A 15,140-nucleotide genomic window follows, 5' to 3' on the forward strand; every position below is an offset into this window, starting at 1 on the left:
GCATTCGGTCGCTCGAGTGCTCAGGCGGCCCAGATCGATCGGTTGGCCGATTCGAAAATCGTCCCACTCTCGCTACCTATCGTCCCACTTCTGTCCTCCTATTTCCCTGCTATAGCCCTACTGCTAACCCGCGCACTGTACGGGTCCACACCGTAATCGGTATCTGCCGGCCGGGAATACGAGACGTCGTGGGCCTGTACGAACGGTATCTCGCCGCACGGATCCGTCACCACGAGGGGGAGCCGCCGGCTCATGTCGCGCTCGTGATCACCGAACGAGACCTCCTCGAGCGCGGTGCCTACGAGACGCTCGCGGAGTTCTTCACCTGGGCCTTCGAGTACGCCGAGCGCGTCACCGTCTACGTGAGCGTGCTCGACCCGGCGGCCGTGCCGACGTTGCGACGCGAACTCGAGGAAATCGACGCTCCTCGAGCGGTGGCCGTCCGGGGACCGGACGACCGACAATCGGCGGATACGCCCATCCAGATCGGAATCGGACTCGGCGGAAAACACGAATTTACGAGTGCGGTCCGGACGCTCGCAGAGCACGTCGAAGCGGGAGACCTCGAGCCGGCGATGATCGACGACGACGACGTCGAAGCACACCTGATCTTCCCGGACGAACCCGACCTCGTGATCAAGACCGGTGCCGAGCGGCTCTCGGACTTCATGATCTGGCAGTCGGTCTACTCCGAACTGTACTTCACCGACGTCAACTGGCGTAACGTTCGAAAGCGGGATTTTCTCCGGGCGGTCCGGGAGTTCTGTAATCGCTCGAGGCGGTTCGGGCGGTGATCGGCCAGCACGGGTCGATCCGTGTCCGCGACGGGGCCGGACGGTGTTCTCGAGGGGCGACACGCGATCGTCTCCACGGGAACGGGCGGGACGGTGGCGCGAATACCTCGTTCCGGGATGGAGCGGTGTCACTCTCGGATATACCGAAACATTTTGGGACAAGGACAAAGCCCCCTCAGTTCCCAGAATTGAAACAGAGATAGCAAGTCTATCGGAAGGCCCCCTCACGAATATCGAGCACCCCCGTAGGACGCCGTGAGTGGGCCGGGGAAGCGTGTATCCGAATCAGGTTGGCGGTGCAACCAATCCTTGACGAGCGGAGAACGGATATAAGAGCACAATCACGACAAGACGCGTGCTGTCTGGACAAATGGCAAGAAAACGTAACGGTACCGTGTTTCGGTCGAGTCGTCCACCGAACGATGGGCGACGTAATCCAGCGACGGCCGTGTACCGTGGGAGAAGCAGACGATCACGACCGATCGCGATGGCCATCGACGAAACCAACGGAACCGATAACCGATGGTCGGTCAGAGGCAACGACGAGGGGCATACGGCACCTGGTCCCGATCCAGATGTTAAACAGATGATAAACGGTACCTAATACGCGCATGAAATTAGAGGAATTCAAACGAGAGCACATTCGGGAGGGGACGAACGTTCTCGTTCTCTCACCGCTCACCCCCCATGGGACGAAAGCGTTTACGGAGCTGCTTTCGACGACCAACCCATCCAGGACGAACATGGCTGTCGTGACGTACACGCAGCCACCGAGCATGTGGTTGACGGACTGGGAAGCGGCCAGTAACGGTCCACCGAACGAAATCACCTTCATCCACAACGGATCGGAACCTGGCGAGGAGATCAGTACCGACCAGCAGCGACCGGGAACGATAAACACGGTCCGTGCGAGCCCACAGGACCCCATCGACGTCGTCACCCACCTCGGCGACGAACTGAAACGCTGGCAAGACGAGGGCAGGCAGTCGGTCATCTCCGTCCAGACGTTGACGATCCTGCTCGAGTACATCGATTTCGACACGGCATTTCGGTATCTGCACATTCTCATCCACCGCGTGCAGGCTGCTGGAGCGATCGGGTACTACCAGATGGATCCCACGATCCACGACGAGGAAACGATCAACACGCTCTCGGTGCTCTTCGACGTCGTCGCCGAGGTCAGCCAGACCGAAACCGGCGAGGACGAGTGGACACTCGTCGGGAGCAAGTCACGCGCGGACGTCCCTCACGACCACGATCACGGCTCGACGGTGGCGAAGTCGGAGTCGGAATCGGAACTGGACCAGTCGACGCGCGAGCGTACACCCGACGTCGAACGCCACACCGAACCACGACGAGACAGGGACGGGAACGACCACTCGCCGCTCACCGAGTTCAAGACGTGGGTTAGCTCGCTCTGGTCCGGCGACGGAGGCGACGGAAGCGATGGAGGCGACAGCGCCCGGAAGCAACCACACGACCGGACGCTCGACGGAGGCGAAACCGGCCCTGCGACTAACGGGTCGCTCGAGACGGAGACGGACCAGCCACCCCGTGACGCCGAAACCGAGCCGCCAGCACCGTCCCAGAACGGATCGAACGGGACGAGCGAATCGGTCGAACCGTCGGCGGCGCCCGCATCGGACGATCCACTACTGACGGATCAGGAGCAGATCCAGCAGTTGATCGCCCAGTCCGGCGGCCGAATGCGACAGTCGGACCTCGTCGAGGAGACCAGGTGGTCGAGTTCCTCCGTCAGCCGCAAACTCTCGAGCATGGAAGAAGAAGGACTGATCACGCGCGTGCAGGTTGGCCGCGGGAATCTCGTTTTCCTCGCCGGCTACGAACCCGACGCGGCCGTCTCTCCATCCGGCACGTCGAGCGAACGAACGACGCCGCTGAAAGGCGAATAGGTCGTCTGCTGTCGGTCTGACGGTTGCACAGCCGCGCCCGAGATTGCCTGTACGCGCCGGTAACGCTGGATGGGACGGAACGGGACTGGTTGGGATAGCCAAAATTATTAAGCTACGTAAGCAGATACCAAAGAGCGTCAAATACGACACGAGCGACAACATATCTCCTGTATAATACATGGCGACATCAACAAACACTGCAGACGACTCGAATGGGGGGACGGTGCTCATCGTCGACGATGAGCCCGCAATCACCAGTGCGTACGCACGGTGGCTCGAAGGGACGTACGAGGTCAGGACCGCAAACAGCGGCCCAGATGCGCTCGAGAACCTCGACGAGGGGGTCGACGTCGTCCTTCTCGACAGACGCATGCCCGACGTGTCCGGCGACGAACTCCTGGCGACGATCCGAGAGCGCGGCCTGGATTGTCGGGTTGCCATCGTCTCGGCCGTCGAGCCGGACTTCGACATCATCGACATGGGGTTCGACATGTACCTCGAAAAGCCGGTTTCGGAGCCGAGCGAACTCCGGGAAACGGTTTCGAAACTGCTAGACCGGTCGACGTACGACGAACAGATGCAACAGTTCCTCTCGCTCGCCTCGAAAAAGGCGTCGCTCGAGGCGAAAAAGAACGAAGAGGACCTCTCCTCGAACGAGGAGTACCAGGAACTCGCCGATCAGGTCGATTCCCTGCGAACGGACCTTTCGGCCACCGCAACGGAACTGGACGACGAAGATCTCCGTGCGGAGTTCCGCAACCACTGATTCGTTCGTCGTTCGTCGGCCATCGGATCGGCTGGTGCAGGGCTGCGATACCGTGTTCACAGCCTGCGTACTCGATGACGATTCGACCGCCGAACGCCGAACGAGTCAGTTCCCATGAGACCGCTCGAGGATTGATCGACACAGAAACGAAACCCCACTCACCACGACGAAACGAGCGTATCCATGCCACCAGCAGATCGAATCTCGACCGGAATCACCGGTCTCGACACGATTATCGACGGCGGATTGATCCCGAACAGAAGCTACCTGATACGAGGAAACCCCGGAACGGGGAAGACAATGGTCGGCCTGCACTTCCTGCTCGCGGGGGCCGAAAACGGCGAGGACGTCCTCTGTATCAACCTCGAGGAGTCCACGGCGGACATCACACGAAACGCCGAGTCCGTCGGCCTCGAACTGTCCGCAGTCGAATTTCTGGACATGAGCCCGAGTTCGGATCTGTTCCGCGAGTCACAGAACTACAGCATTTTCTCCCCCGACGAGGTGGACCAGGAGTCGTTTGCCGCCGAAGTGACCGCCCGGATCGAAGAGATCGAGCCCAGTCGCGTGTTCATCGATCCGATCACGCGACTTCGTCACCTCGTCCCCGACGAGTACCAGTTCCGCCAGCAGGTCATCTCCTTCATGCGGTTTTTGCAGAACATGGATACCACCGTGATGTTCACGTCCCAGCACATGGAGGGAGCCGCCGACGACGACCTCCAGTTCCTGAGCGACGGCACCTTTCACCTCGACAACGCCGAGCACGGGCGGACGGTCTCCGTCCCGAAACTTCGCGGGTCGGACGCCAGGCGTGGCCCACACTCGCTTCGAATTCGAGACGACGGCGTCGACGTGTTTCCCCGCCTCACGATTCCGGAGCAGGCCGACGACGCCGGGTTGGGAACGGTCCAGTCCGGCGTCCCGGCGTTCGACGAACTGTTGATGGGTGGTATAGACCGGGGGACGATCACCGTCATCAGCGGGCCGACCGGCGTCGGCAAGACGACGACCGGCGCCCAGTTCATGAAAGAGGCCGCTGGACGCGGTGAGCGGTCGGTCATCTACATGTTCGAGGAGACCAGGAAGACGTTCTTCGCGCGGGCCGAGAACGTCAACATCCCGGTCACGAACATGGTCGAACACGGGACGCTCGCCGTCGAGGAAGTCGAACCGCTCAACCTCTCCGCCGAGGAGTTTGCACACAAAGTACGACGCGAGGTCGAGGAAAACGACACAAAGATCGTGATGATCGACGGCATCAACGGGTACCGACTCTCGCTGCGCGGCGAGCGAGAACGACTCATTCGGAAACTCCACTCGCTGGGTCGATACCTGAAGTCCAGAGGGGTAACCGTGATCCTCGTCGAGGAGGTCGGGACGGTGACGAGCCAGTTCGAAGCGACCGACGTCGACATCAGCTACCTCTCCGATAACATCATCTTCCTGCGATACATCGAGGTCGATGGTGAAATGAAGAAAGTCATCGGCGTGTTGAAAAAGCGTACGAGCGACTTCGAGCGGACGATGCGCGAGTTCGAAATCTCGAGCCACGGCATCAAGGTCGGCGAACCGCTCAGGAACCTCCAGGGCATTCTCAGCGGGATTCCGACGCGAACCGACGAACGATCCATCCACCCCGATTCGACCCTCCATCCAGGCGAATGACTCCATCGTCGACCGGTGAGAGACAGGCAGTGAGCGACGACGAGTCGGCTATCACGCCCCGAACGCGAGTCCTGATACCCGTCGATCACGATCAGAACCGGCAGTTGCTCGTCGACTGGTTGACGCCGAAATACGACATCGTCGTCCCCGATGTCGTGGAGACGGTCGACGTATCCTTCGACCTCTGTATCGTCGACGAAAGGGCGTTTAGACGGCTCGAGGACTGGTGTACGTCCCGGAAGGAAGCCGTTCGGCCGACGTTCTTGCCGTACCTGCTGATCACGGATCGATCCCCCACGCCGTCTGCGTTGGACCGTCACTGTATCGACGCCGTCGTGACGGTCCCGGTCAGGAAAGCCAAGTTGCGCGAACAGATCGACGACCTCCTCGCCAAACGACGGGAGTCGGTCGCGCTCACCGAGCAAAAGCGCCAGAGCCACGAGCGATTCCAGACGCTCTTTCACACGGCACCGGATCCGGCGTTCGTCTTTCGAGCCGACGGCCTCGTTCGCGAGGTCAATCGGGCGTTTTGTGCGAAGACGGGCCTCGAGCCCACCCAGGTCGTCGGCGAGCGGTTGCAGGATCTGGACGCGTTTTCGGACGACGTTCTCGAACGACTCCGTCCGGTGGACGAGGCAGGGGACGAGGAACGCGAAGTTGCGTACCGAACCGTCGACGGTCGCCGTCGAATTGCGGAGGTCAACACCTCCAGGATCGACACCGCGGACGAACTCGAGGAGATCATCGGAACCTTTCGCGACGTGACCGAGCAACGCCGACAGAAACGCGAACTCGAGCGCCTCGACGAGTTCGCGAGCATCCTCGCTCACGAACTTCGAAACCCACTCGGCATCGCCCAGATGTACCTCTCCATCGCACGAGAGAGCCACCAACCGGAGGATTTCGAGCAGATCGACGACTCGCTCGAGCGGATGAGTGAGATGATCGACGAACTGCTCTCGCTCGCCAGAGAGGGCGAGACGCTCGACGTCACCGAACGGGTCTCGCTCGAGGCGGTCGTCGACGACGCCTGGTCCCAGGTGGCCGCACCCAAGGCGACCCTCCGGACGGAGTCGCTGTCCGGAACCGCCGAGGCGGACGTCGATCGGCTCGAGCGAGTGTTCGAGAACCTGTTTCGAAACGCCATCGAGCACGCGACGGACGACGTGACGGTGCGAGTCGGGGTGCTCGAGAACGAGCGGTCGGGCGTGTTCGTCGAGGACGACGGTCCCGGCATCGAACCCGGCGACCGCGAGACGATTTTCGACCGGGGGTTCACGACCGGAGGCAACGGGACCGGTCTCGGTCTCCCGATCGTCAAGCAGATCGTCGAGGCACACGGGTGGGAGATCGATTCGGTCGACAGCGAGACAGGCGCGCGATTCGAGATCGACGGACTGCGCCTCTCCTGAACAGGGACTCGTTTTCGACGCCAGGCCCCAGGTCACGAGCGAGTGCTCCGGCGACGACGTGATGGCTCAAAATTCGCCGCTCGCATCTCGAGTAGCGTCGCCTCGAGTGCGGTCCACTGTCGCTGTGCAACGCCATGGGAGGGTCACCTCGAGTGTGGTTCAGCCTGAATGTGTGGTAGAGACAGACTCACAGTATTCGTGGGGGAACGTGCCCTCTGCCGAACAGGATGTCCGTTACGACGCGATCGAGACGACGGGCATCCGAACGCGTCTCACCCATAGAGATACTGATAAATAGCGCCCGGTCCGGAAGTCATTAATATACCTTTCGGCCATCCCAGGGAATTGCACGGCAAACTCCTGAAAGAGCGTGAAATGACGCGAAAAACGGAAATTGCAAGCAACGTTTACGCCTCAGTAAGAACCGTTTACGATTTCCAGGTATTGCCGTCACTGCTGTGGGTTTTGGCTCTTGCAACAGTTTCCGAACAGCCAAAACAATCGTAGAGGCCACTGCAACTGTTCGAAATTTACTGGATGGGGTTTATCGCTTTATTACCCTCTCCGCTATCGTACCTGATGATGAGTCAATCACGAACCGCATCCACGACGCACGACACACCAGCTGTCGACGAGTCCCCCATCAGCGGATCCGCGTCCGAAGACGCGGACACGGAGGAAGAACCCACCCTTTCGAAGGACGAAATCTTCCACCTGCTGCAAAACGAGCGTCGTCGCTTCGTCCTGCAATATTTGCAGGGGAAGGACGACTCCGTACGCATGCCTGACATCGCAGAACAGGTAGCCGCCTGGGAGAACGACACGACAGTCGAGCAACTGTCCTCACAGGAGCGCCAGCGCGTGTACATCCCGCTCTACCAGTCCCACCTGCCCAAGCTGGACAAGGCCGGGATCATCGACTACAACCAGAGTCGTGGCATCGTCGAGCGGAAACCCCTCGCTGACGAGATGGACCGATACATCGACGCCGAGCGGGACGGCGACGACCAAGGGCCGGACGCCAGCGCGAGCCCCGACTTCGCGTCGGGCCGCTTCGTGGGCTTCACCGGCGTCTCGGCGATGGTGTTCCTCGGTGCCATCCTCGAGGTCACGGCCTTCTCGCCGCTCTCGATTGCCATCCTGTTCGCCGTCGCGCTCCTGGGATACACCCTGATGACGGCAGAGAAGTTCAACGACGGCGTCTTCGGCCGAACCGACCAGTCGTAAGCATCTTTTATCGTCGCTCGTCGCGGTGGCGCTCCAGCTACTCGAGTTGCAACTGTACGCAGGTCGCCAAACAGTACGCCAGCTTGCGGTTACACAATTCTCGCCCGGTAGCGGAGCAGATCAATCCGCCACTCGTCCGTTCGAGTCGACCGTTTCGACTCGTCCGTCAGCGTCGGTACTCAGGTTCTCGAGTTCATCGACTGCCGACTGTTCGGCCGTCGGCAAGGAATCGCGAAACCGCGAGAGGATCGCCCGCGCGTCGGCGAGTTCGGGTTCGCTCACGGCACCCAGCAGCGCCAGTGCCCGTCGGGCGCGCGTCCGTCGCCAGGACGCCTCGCGGTGTTCGTAGGTCCTGATCCCGCGCAGGAAGTCGGCTTTGGAGAACTCCGGCCAGTACGGCGCACAGAAGTAGACTGCGGCCTCGTTTCCGTTGGCGTGCCAGGGCAGGAAGTTCGAGGTTCGTTCGTCGCCGCCGGTTCGGATGATCAGATCCACGTCGCGAACCGACTGCCCGTACAGGCGCTCGTCGATCGTCTCGACGTCGATGTCCGCCGGCGAGAGCGACCCCGCCTCGACGTCTCGAGCGACGCTCCGGGCGGCCTCGAGCAGGTGGGTCCGACCGCCGTAGGCCAGCGCGACGTTGAGGACGAACCGGTCGTAGTCGGCCGTCTGCGATTCCGCGTAGTCGATGGTCTCGCGAACCCGGGGCGGCAGGCGTTCGATGTCGCCGATGGCGCGAATGCAGACGCCGTTGTCGTGGACGCGATCGGCGTCAGCGAACTCCCGGAGTTTCTCACAGAGCAGGTCGAACAGCGCCTCGCGTTCGTGCTCGGGTCGAGAGAAGTTTTCCGTCGAGAATGCGTAGAGGGTGAGTTCCTCGACGCCGATTTCCTGACACCACTCGAGGACCCGCTCGGTCGTGTCGGCGCCGGCTCGGTGTCCGTCGGGGGCGTCGTCGCCGTGTTGCCGGGCGTAGCGGCGGTTTCCGTCCTGGATCACGGCGACGTGCGTCGGCGCGCCGGAGACTTCACTAGAAAGCAGCCGCTCGTAGCCCCAGTTGATTCGCCGACGAAGCCAACTCCTCATCGTCGGTACCAAGAATAGCTATCGTTATGGTTCTTGTGTGTGTTTCGTCCGCAAACAACTCATTCGGGAAGCGAGGTTCGGTCTCGCAGTCACACGAGGTCGGAAGCGGGAAAGGTATCAATCAGAACCGTGACGGCTATCCGTCGGCGCACGAACCCTCGAGACATGGCAAACGCGATCGACGAGGACCTCTACCAGCGGACGAAGGCGTTGCTCGAGCCAGGGGACATCCAGCTCAACGGGGCGGTCGTCCACACTGAGTACGGCTCCGACGAGGACGTCCAGATGATGCAGGCGACGATCGACGTCGGTGACGTCATCGCCGAACACGCGGGTCACGACCCGAAAGACTGCTTCGTCTACTCGGGCAACGACGACCCGAACTTCTCCTCGAACCAGCACCAGGGGCTGACCCTCGAGGACGAGGAGTTCGTCTGGGAATGCCAGCAGCTACTGCGCCAGGGGACGTTCGACATCGTGATTTACTACGAGGCGAGCGCCGACCACGAAGCGATCCTCGAGGATATCGAGGAGTTGGGCTACGACGTGACCGGCGTCGAAGGCGAGTGAGTCACGCCGTGAGTGCCCGCAGTCAGCGCTCGCGAACCCGCTCGAGAGTCGGTGACCGTGGCGTCGGCGTACCCGCGCCACTCGCTCGAGTCCGTACGTGACCGTGGGCGAGCCCCGGCAGTAACGTCTTTTAGTAGACTCGATTCACCTCCAAGGACTGGCTCGCCGGTACGAAGCGGGGAAAGGCTTCCAACCGTCCCGAGGCCCTTATGTCCCGTCCGTCCCGACACCCGTGTATGAACACGGACGTCGACCTCACCGAGCGCGAACGGGCGGTCGTCAACGCCTTCCAGGGTGGCTTTCCGGTCGTCGAATCGCCCTTTGAGCCGGCGGCGACCGCCATGCGCAAGGCCGGGGTCGAGATTACCGCGAGCGAACTCCTCGAGACCGTTCGCGACCTCGACGAACGGGGCGTACTCTCCCGGTTCGGCCCCCTCGTGAACGCCCAGGAGATCGGCGGCGCGGCGACCCTGGTCGCAATGTCCGCCCCCGAAGACCGGTTCGACGAGGTCGTCCAGGCGGTCAACGACCATCTCGAGGTGGCGCACAACTACGAACGCGAGCATCCGCACCTGAACGTTTGGTTCGTCGTGTCGGTAGCAGACGAGGCCGAGGTCGAGCGAGTGCTCGAGGACATCGAAGCCGAGACTGGCCAGGAGACGTACAACCTGCCCAAACTGCAGGAGTTCCGCGTCGAGGCGAAATTCTACGTCGACGGCCCCCTCGGAGACGGCGGCCTCGACCTGACCGACCTCGGCCCCGCCGTCGAGCCGACCGACCGCGACTCGCTCACCCCCGCCGAACGCGACCTCGTGCTCGCGGTCCAGGACGGGTTCCCGATCACCGAGACACCCTACGCCGACGTGGCCGAGGCCATCGGGAAGGACCTCGAGTGGACGCTCGAGACGCTCGCCCGATTCGACCGGGAAGGGAAGATTCGACGGATCGGCGTGATCCCGAACCACTACGCGCTCGGATACACGGAAAACGGGATGACGGTCTGGGACGTCCCCGACGAGGTAGTTTCCGAGGTCGGTCCCGAGGTGGCCGCCCTGCCGTTCGTCACCCACTGCTACGAGCGCCCGCGCCACGAGGGTGTCTGGCCGTACAACGTCTTCGCGATGACCCACGGTCGGAGCGAAGCCGAGAGCGACCGACGCGTCGAACAGGTCCGAGAGACGATGGCCGAGTACTGGGACGTCACGGACGACGACTGGGACACCCTGTTCTCGACGCAGATCCTGAAGAAGACCGGGATCAGGCTCGCGGAGCGGGCGGACGCGAACACCGAGGTGGAGACGGGAGCAGAGATGGACACGGACACGCAGACGGACACAGACACACAGACAGACACGAACACGCAGACACAACCTGAGGCGGAGCCGCGATAACCCCCTCGAGACGCTACCGATGATCCCACTGTTTCACGACTTCACGGACGCAACCGTCCTCGTCGTCGGCGGCGGCCCCGTCGGCGCGCGCAAGGCCCGGCGGTTCGCTCGCGAGGCGCAGGTGTACGTCGTCAGTCCCGACTTCGGCGACGCGGACTTCGGCGACGCCGAACGGATTCGAGCGGCTCCCGACCCCGTGGACGTACCGGGGTGGCTCGAGCGCCACGACCCCGCGCTCGTCGTTGCCGCAACCGACGACGAGACGGTCAACGACGCCGTCGTCGACGCCGCTCGAGACCGCGGCGTGCTGGTCAACCGGGCCGACAGGGCCGGATCGCGCGACCCGGGGAGCGTCGTCGTACCCGCGACCGTCGAGGACCCGCCCGTGACCGTCGCCATCGGAACCGGGGGAACCGCACCCGCGCTGAGCAAGTACCTCAGGCAGGAACTCGAAGACGCGCTGGCAGGCGCCGGCGAGATGGCGACGTTGCTCGCGGAACTGCGAGCGGAACTCAAGGCCCGCGAGGTCGATCCCGAGCGACGGCGGCAGGTCGTCACAGACGTCGTCAATACGTCGTCGGTTTGGACAGCTTTACGTACGGGTACCACCAACCACCGGCAAGTGATCGACGACGTGCTAGCTGAGGAACGACTGGGTGGTGAGTCGCGGTGATCCGCGCGGGCGTCGTTTCCGGGATGCGGGTGACCCACGAGAGCGGCGGCATCGACGACATCGCCGCGGCCAGCCCGGAGAGCCAGCGACTGGCCGTGAGCACCCTGGTGTCCGCCCCGGACGTCGAAGAGGCGTACGTCCTCTCGACGTGTAACCGGGTCGAGGGCTACGTCGTCACCGCCGACTCAGCCGACGGGCGGGCAACCCTCGAGGCGTTCTTCGAGGGCGTCGACGCGGATGCGGTCATCGCGAGCGACCACGAGTCGAGTCTCAGACACCTCCTCCGGGTCGCCGCCGGCCTCGAGTCGGTCGTCGTCGGCGAGGACCAGATCATCGGGCAAGTTCGGACCGCCTACGAGGACGCCCGTTCCGGCGGCGGCATCGGCGAGTTGCTCGAACGGGCCGTCACGAAAGCGATACGGGTCGGAGAACGCGCGCGCACCGAAACGGCGATCAACGAGGGCGTCGTCTCCCTGGGCTCGGCCGCGACTCGACTCGCCGCGACAGACCTCGACCTCGAGGGCAAAACCGCCCTCGTCGTCGGCGCCGGCGAGATGGGGCAACTCGCCGCCCGCAGTCTCGCCGATTCGGGCGTTGACGAGGTCGTCGTCGCCAACAGAACCGTTCCCCACGCCGAACACCTGGTCGACGACCTTCCAGTCGAGGGGACGGCCGTTTCCCTCGAGGCGCTCGAAGCGGTCGCGGCCGACGCGGAAGTCGTCGTCGCGGCGACCGGCAGCGCCGACCCGGTCCTGGAGCCGACCCACCTCGGCGCGCGCGAGCAGGTCGTCGTCGACCTCGGCCAGCCCCGCGACGTCCGCCCTGCCGCCGGTTCCCTCGAGACCGTGACGCTCTACGATCTGGACGACATCGAGGAACTCACCGCCGAAACCCGCGAGCAGCGCCTGGACGCCGCTCGCGACGTGGAAGCGATCGTCGACGCGGAGTTCGATCACCTCTGTGCACAATACAAGCGCGCCCGCGCCGACGAGGTGATCGCGGCGATGTACGAGTCCGCCGAACGACTGAAACGACGCGAACTTGAGACGGCACTCTCGCGACTCGAGGCGACGGACGATGGACTCACCGACGATCAGCGCGAGATCATCGAGGCGATGGCCGACGCGCTGGTCGGCCAGCTGCTCGCCCCGCCGACGAAGAGCCTGCGGGAGGCCGCCGCCGAGGACGACTGGGCGACGATCAACACAGCCCTGCAGTTGTTCGATCCGGACTTCGGCGACGACGGGGTCGTCACGGCCGGTGCGAGGACGGCGGCGGTCACGAGTGAAGCGTCCACCGACCGGGACGCCTCGATCGGCGCGCTCGACGACGATTGAGGCGGCCGTCGGCACAATCGTTATTTCACTGGCTTGCGTTCGAGTGATTATGGCGGACGTACTTTCCGACGACGAGATCTCGGACCGACTCCCGGCAGCGTGGGACCGCGACGGCGACGAAATCGTTCGCGTCTACGAGTTCGACGACTACCTGCGCGGCGTGAACTTCGCCCAGATGGTCGGCGAAATCGCCGAATCACAGTTTCACCACCCCGAAATAACGATTCGGTACGACGAAGTCGAGATTCGGCTCACGACCCACGACGCCGGCGGGATCACGGAGAACGACCTCGAGATGGCGGAGTTGATCGAGTCCGAACACGACGCCTGACAGGCACGGATGGAGGCCCATTACGCGTTCCTGGTCGAAGCCAGACTCACGCCCGTCGACCCCGGGCTGACAGTCGATTCACCCGTCGTCGAGCGACGCTGTCTGCTCGAGGCGGCCGAACCCGGCAACCAGGGGTGGCGGCTGTTTCGCGACCTCCTCTGGCGCGGCGAACTCGGCGACGAGCGCCACGCTGGAGCGTTGATCTCCGAGAAACTCGGGCTGCCAGTCGAGGCCGTCGAGTTCCGGGCGTTCTACGCGGACGAACCCTACCTCGAGGCCCTGAAATCGGCGGTCGGGGACGACCTCGAGTCCTTCAAGGCCGACGACGTCACCGAGGTCCTCTCGAAGTACTTTGGGTCGTCGCTCGAGGTTGGGGTCGATCCGATGGGCGGCCCCGACGGATCCGGCACGGACTGACGCCGTCGAGTCGATACTGACTGGTGGCCGATGCCATCGATTTTTCGGCAGATAAACGGTCACCGCGCCGTCGAACCGGTGGTCAACTGTACCGCCGAATCGAACTCGAGTTCGAGGTCGAGTGCGACCGTCGCGACCAGGTTCGAGCCTGGTGCCACCTGGTTCGAGCCCGGGGCCAGCAATTTCGAACCCGACCTCACCAACAGCGTTAACTCACCCGCGTGACAGGAGTCGGGTATGCTCGGCTATCACCTCGCGTTTCTCGTCCTGGTCGTCGGGACGACCGCGTTCTTCAGTGCGCTCTCGTTCCTGAACGTCCGCTACGGCGAACGGGCGCTCGAGCGCGAGCAAGAGTGGGTCACCTCGCGTCTGGACTTCGACGACCTCGACCGCGTGGCCGCCTACCAGCAGGCGACAACCCGGCTCTCACAGGTTCAGACCTGGGTCACCCTCGCGCTCGTCCTCGCCGCGCTCTACTCCGGGGCGCTCGGCGCCGTCGTGGACGCACTCGAGGGACTGGGGTACGGCCCGGTCGTCACCGGCGTCGGCTTCTTCGCCGGCGTCCTCGTCGCCCTCCAGTTGTTATCGCTCCCTTTCGACGCCTACGCCACGTTCGTGATCGAGGAGCGGTTTGACTTCAACGAACAGACGCCAGCCCTGTTCGTCAAGGATCTCGTCCTCGGGACGCTCGTCGGTGTCGTCATCACCGCCGCGCTCGCCGCCGGCGTCCTCTGGTTCGTCGACGTGGTTCCGACCTACTGGCCCCTCGCCGCCGTCGCCCTCTACGTCGCCTTCTCGCTCGCGATGCTCGTCGTCTACCCGCGCGTGATCGCCCCGCTGTTCAACGACTTTGAGCCGATCGAGACCGGCGACCTCCGGGAGGCCGTCGAGCGCGTCTTCGAACGCGCGGGCTTCACCTGCGACGGCATCTACCTCATGGACGCGAGCAAGCGCTCCTCACACTCGAACGCCTACTTCGTCGGCTTCGGACGGACCAAACGGGTCGTCCTCTTCGATACGCTGGTCGATCAGATGACCCTCGAGCAGGTCGAGGCCGTCCTCGCTCACGAACTCGCCCACTGGAAGCGCGCGCACATCTGGAAGCAGTTCGGCGTCGGCACCCTCCGCGTGGGCGCAATGTTCGTCGCGCTCTGGGCGCTCCTCCAGACCTCGTGGCTGTACGCGATGTTCGGCCTCCCGGAGACCGCCTACGTCGGCCTCGCCGTCGGCGCGCTCTGGATCCAGCCGCTGGCGAAGCTCACCCGACCACTCGAGAACAAACTGTCTCTGGCCCACGAGCGAGAGGCCGACGCGTTCGCGATCGAGGTCATGGGAAGCGGCCAACCGCTGATCGACGGGCTCTGTCGGCTGACCAGCGAGAACCTCTCGAACCCGTTCCCACACCCGTGGTACGCAACGTTCCACTACACCCACCCGCCGATTCCCGACCGGATTCGCTACATCCAGGGCCTCGATGGCGAGTCACCGGAATCGACGGACCCGGCGGTCGCAGACGGCGCCTGAACGTCACCTTCCGCCGACCGAAACCATTTAT

At 63.5% G+C, this 15,140-nt stretch carries 14 protein-coding genes; 13 read left to right on the forward strand and 1 reads right to left on the reverse strand.

The window, feature by feature from the left end; all coding sequences use genetic code 11:
- The first annotated feature begins 188 nt into the window (after positions 1 to 188).
- The 6 genes from NGM29_RS01450 (at position 189) to NGM29_RS01475 (ending at position 7,780) form a co-directional block, all read left to right on the forward strand.
- Entirely contained in the window at positions 189 to 794 is a 606-nt protein-coding gene (locus tag NGM29_RS01450; RefSeq protein ID WP_254158492.1) for an undecaprenyl diphosphate synthase family protein, read from the forward strand.
- Between the two features lie 611 nt (positions 795 to 1,405).
- Positions 1,406 to 2,707 (forward strand): helix-turn-helix transcriptional regulator, encoded by a 1,302-nt coding sequence (locus tag NGM29_RS01455; RefSeq protein ID WP_254158493.1) that lies wholly within the window; start codon positions 1,406 to 1,408, stop codon positions 2,705 to 2,707.
- Positions 2,708 to 2,885: 178 nt separating this feature from the next.
- Positions 2,886 to 3,473 (forward strand): response regulator transcription factor, encoded by a 588-nt coding sequence (locus NGM29_RS01460; RefSeq protein WP_254158494.1) that lies wholly within the window; start codon positions 2,886 to 2,888, stop codon positions 3,471 to 3,473.
- 183 nt (positions 3,474 to 3,656) lie between these two features.
- Positions 3,657 to 5,141, forward strand: a complete 1,485-nt coding sequence (locus tag NGM29_RS01465; protein WP_254158495.1) for an ATPase domain-containing protein — start codon at positions 3,657 to 3,659, stop codon at positions 5,139 to 5,141.
- 29 nt (positions 5,142 to 5,170) lie between these two features.
- Positions 5,171 to 6,553, forward strand: a complete 1,383-nt coding sequence (locus NGM29_RS01470; RefSeq protein WP_254158496.1) for an ATP-binding protein — start codon at positions 5,171 to 5,173, stop codon at positions 6,551 to 6,553.
- 582 nt (positions 6,554 to 7,135) lie between these two features.
- The gene (locus NGM29_RS01475; RefSeq protein ID WP_254158497.1) at positions 7,136 to 7,780 is read left to right on the forward strand and encodes a DUF7344 domain-containing protein; all 645 of its coding nucleotides are present in this window, start codon (positions 7,136 to 7,138) and stop codon (positions 7,778 to 7,780) included.
- A gap of 120 nt (positions 7,781 to 7,900) precedes the next feature.
- Here NGM29_RS01475 and uppS read toward each other — a convergent pair whose 3' ends face one another.
- The gene (gene uppS / locus NGM29_RS01480) at positions 7,901 to 8,866 is read right to left on the reverse strand and encodes a polyprenyl diphosphate synthase (RefSeq protein ID WP_254158498.1); all 966 of its coding nucleotides are present in this window, start codon (positions 8,864 to 8,866) and stop codon (positions 7,901 to 7,903) included.
- A 165-nt stretch (positions 8,867 to 9,031) separates the two neighbouring features.
- Here uppS and NGM29_RS01485 point away from each other — a divergent pair, with 165 nt between their 5' ends.
- The 7 genes from NGM29_RS01485 (at position 9,032) to NGM29_RS01515 (ending at position 15,109) form a co-directional block, all read left to right on the forward strand.
- On the forward strand, positions 9,032 to 9,436 hold the full coding sequence (locus NGM29_RS01485) for a DUF5778 family protein (protein WP_254158499.1): 405 nt from the start codon (positions 9,032 to 9,034) through the stop codon (positions 9,434 to 9,436).
- 236 nt (positions 9,437 to 9,672) lie between these two features.
- Positions 9,673 to 10,827 carry a siroheme decarboxylase subunit beta gene (ahbB, locus tag NGM29_RS01490; protein ID WP_254158500.1) on the forward strand — a complete coding sequence of 385 codons (1,155 nt, stop codon included), beginning with the start codon at positions 9,673 to 9,675 and terminating at the stop codon, positions 10,825 to 10,827.
- 19 nt (positions 10,828 to 10,846) lie between these two features.
- A complete protein-coding gene (locus NGM29_RS01495) occupies positions 10,847 to 11,500 on the forward strand; it encodes a precorrin-2 dehydrogenase/sirohydrochlorin ferrochelatase family protein (RefSeq protein WP_254158501.1) in 654 nt (217 codons plus the stop codon).
- The gene (gene hemA / locus NGM29_RS01500; RefSeq protein ID WP_254158502.1) at positions 11,497 to 12,837 is read left to right on the forward strand and encodes a glutamyl-tRNA reductase; all 1,341 of its coding nucleotides are present in this window, start codon (positions 11,497 to 11,499) and stop codon (positions 12,835 to 12,837) included. The genes NGM29_RS01495 and hemA overlap by 4 nt, the downstream gene beginning before the upstream one ends.
- A gap of 49 nt (positions 12,838 to 12,886) precedes the next feature.
- Complete coding sequence (locus NGM29_RS01505; protein WP_254158503.1) at positions 12,887 to 13,168, forward strand: 4a-hydroxytetrahydrobiopterin dehydratase; 282 nt, start codon at positions 12,887 to 12,889, stop codon at positions 13,166 to 13,168.
- A 9-nt stretch (positions 13,169 to 13,177) separates the two neighbouring features.
- Entirely contained in the window at positions 13,178 to 13,585 is a 408-nt protein-coding gene (gene lwrS, locus NGM29_RS01510) for an LWR-salt protein (RefSeq protein ID WP_254158504.1), read from the forward strand.
- A gap of 237 nt (positions 13,586 to 13,822) precedes the next feature.
- Positions 13,823 to 15,109, forward strand: a complete 1,287-nt coding sequence (locus tag NGM29_RS01515; protein WP_254158505.1) for a M48 family metallopeptidase — start codon at positions 13,823 to 13,825, stop codon at positions 15,107 to 15,109.
- Positions 15,110 to 15,140 lie beyond the last annotated feature (31 nt).

Source organism: Natronosalvus rutilus (assembly GCF_024204665.1).
GTDB classification, from domain to species: Archaea; Halobacteriota; Halobacteria; order Halobacteriales; family Natrialbaceae; genus Natronosalvus; species Natronosalvus rutilus.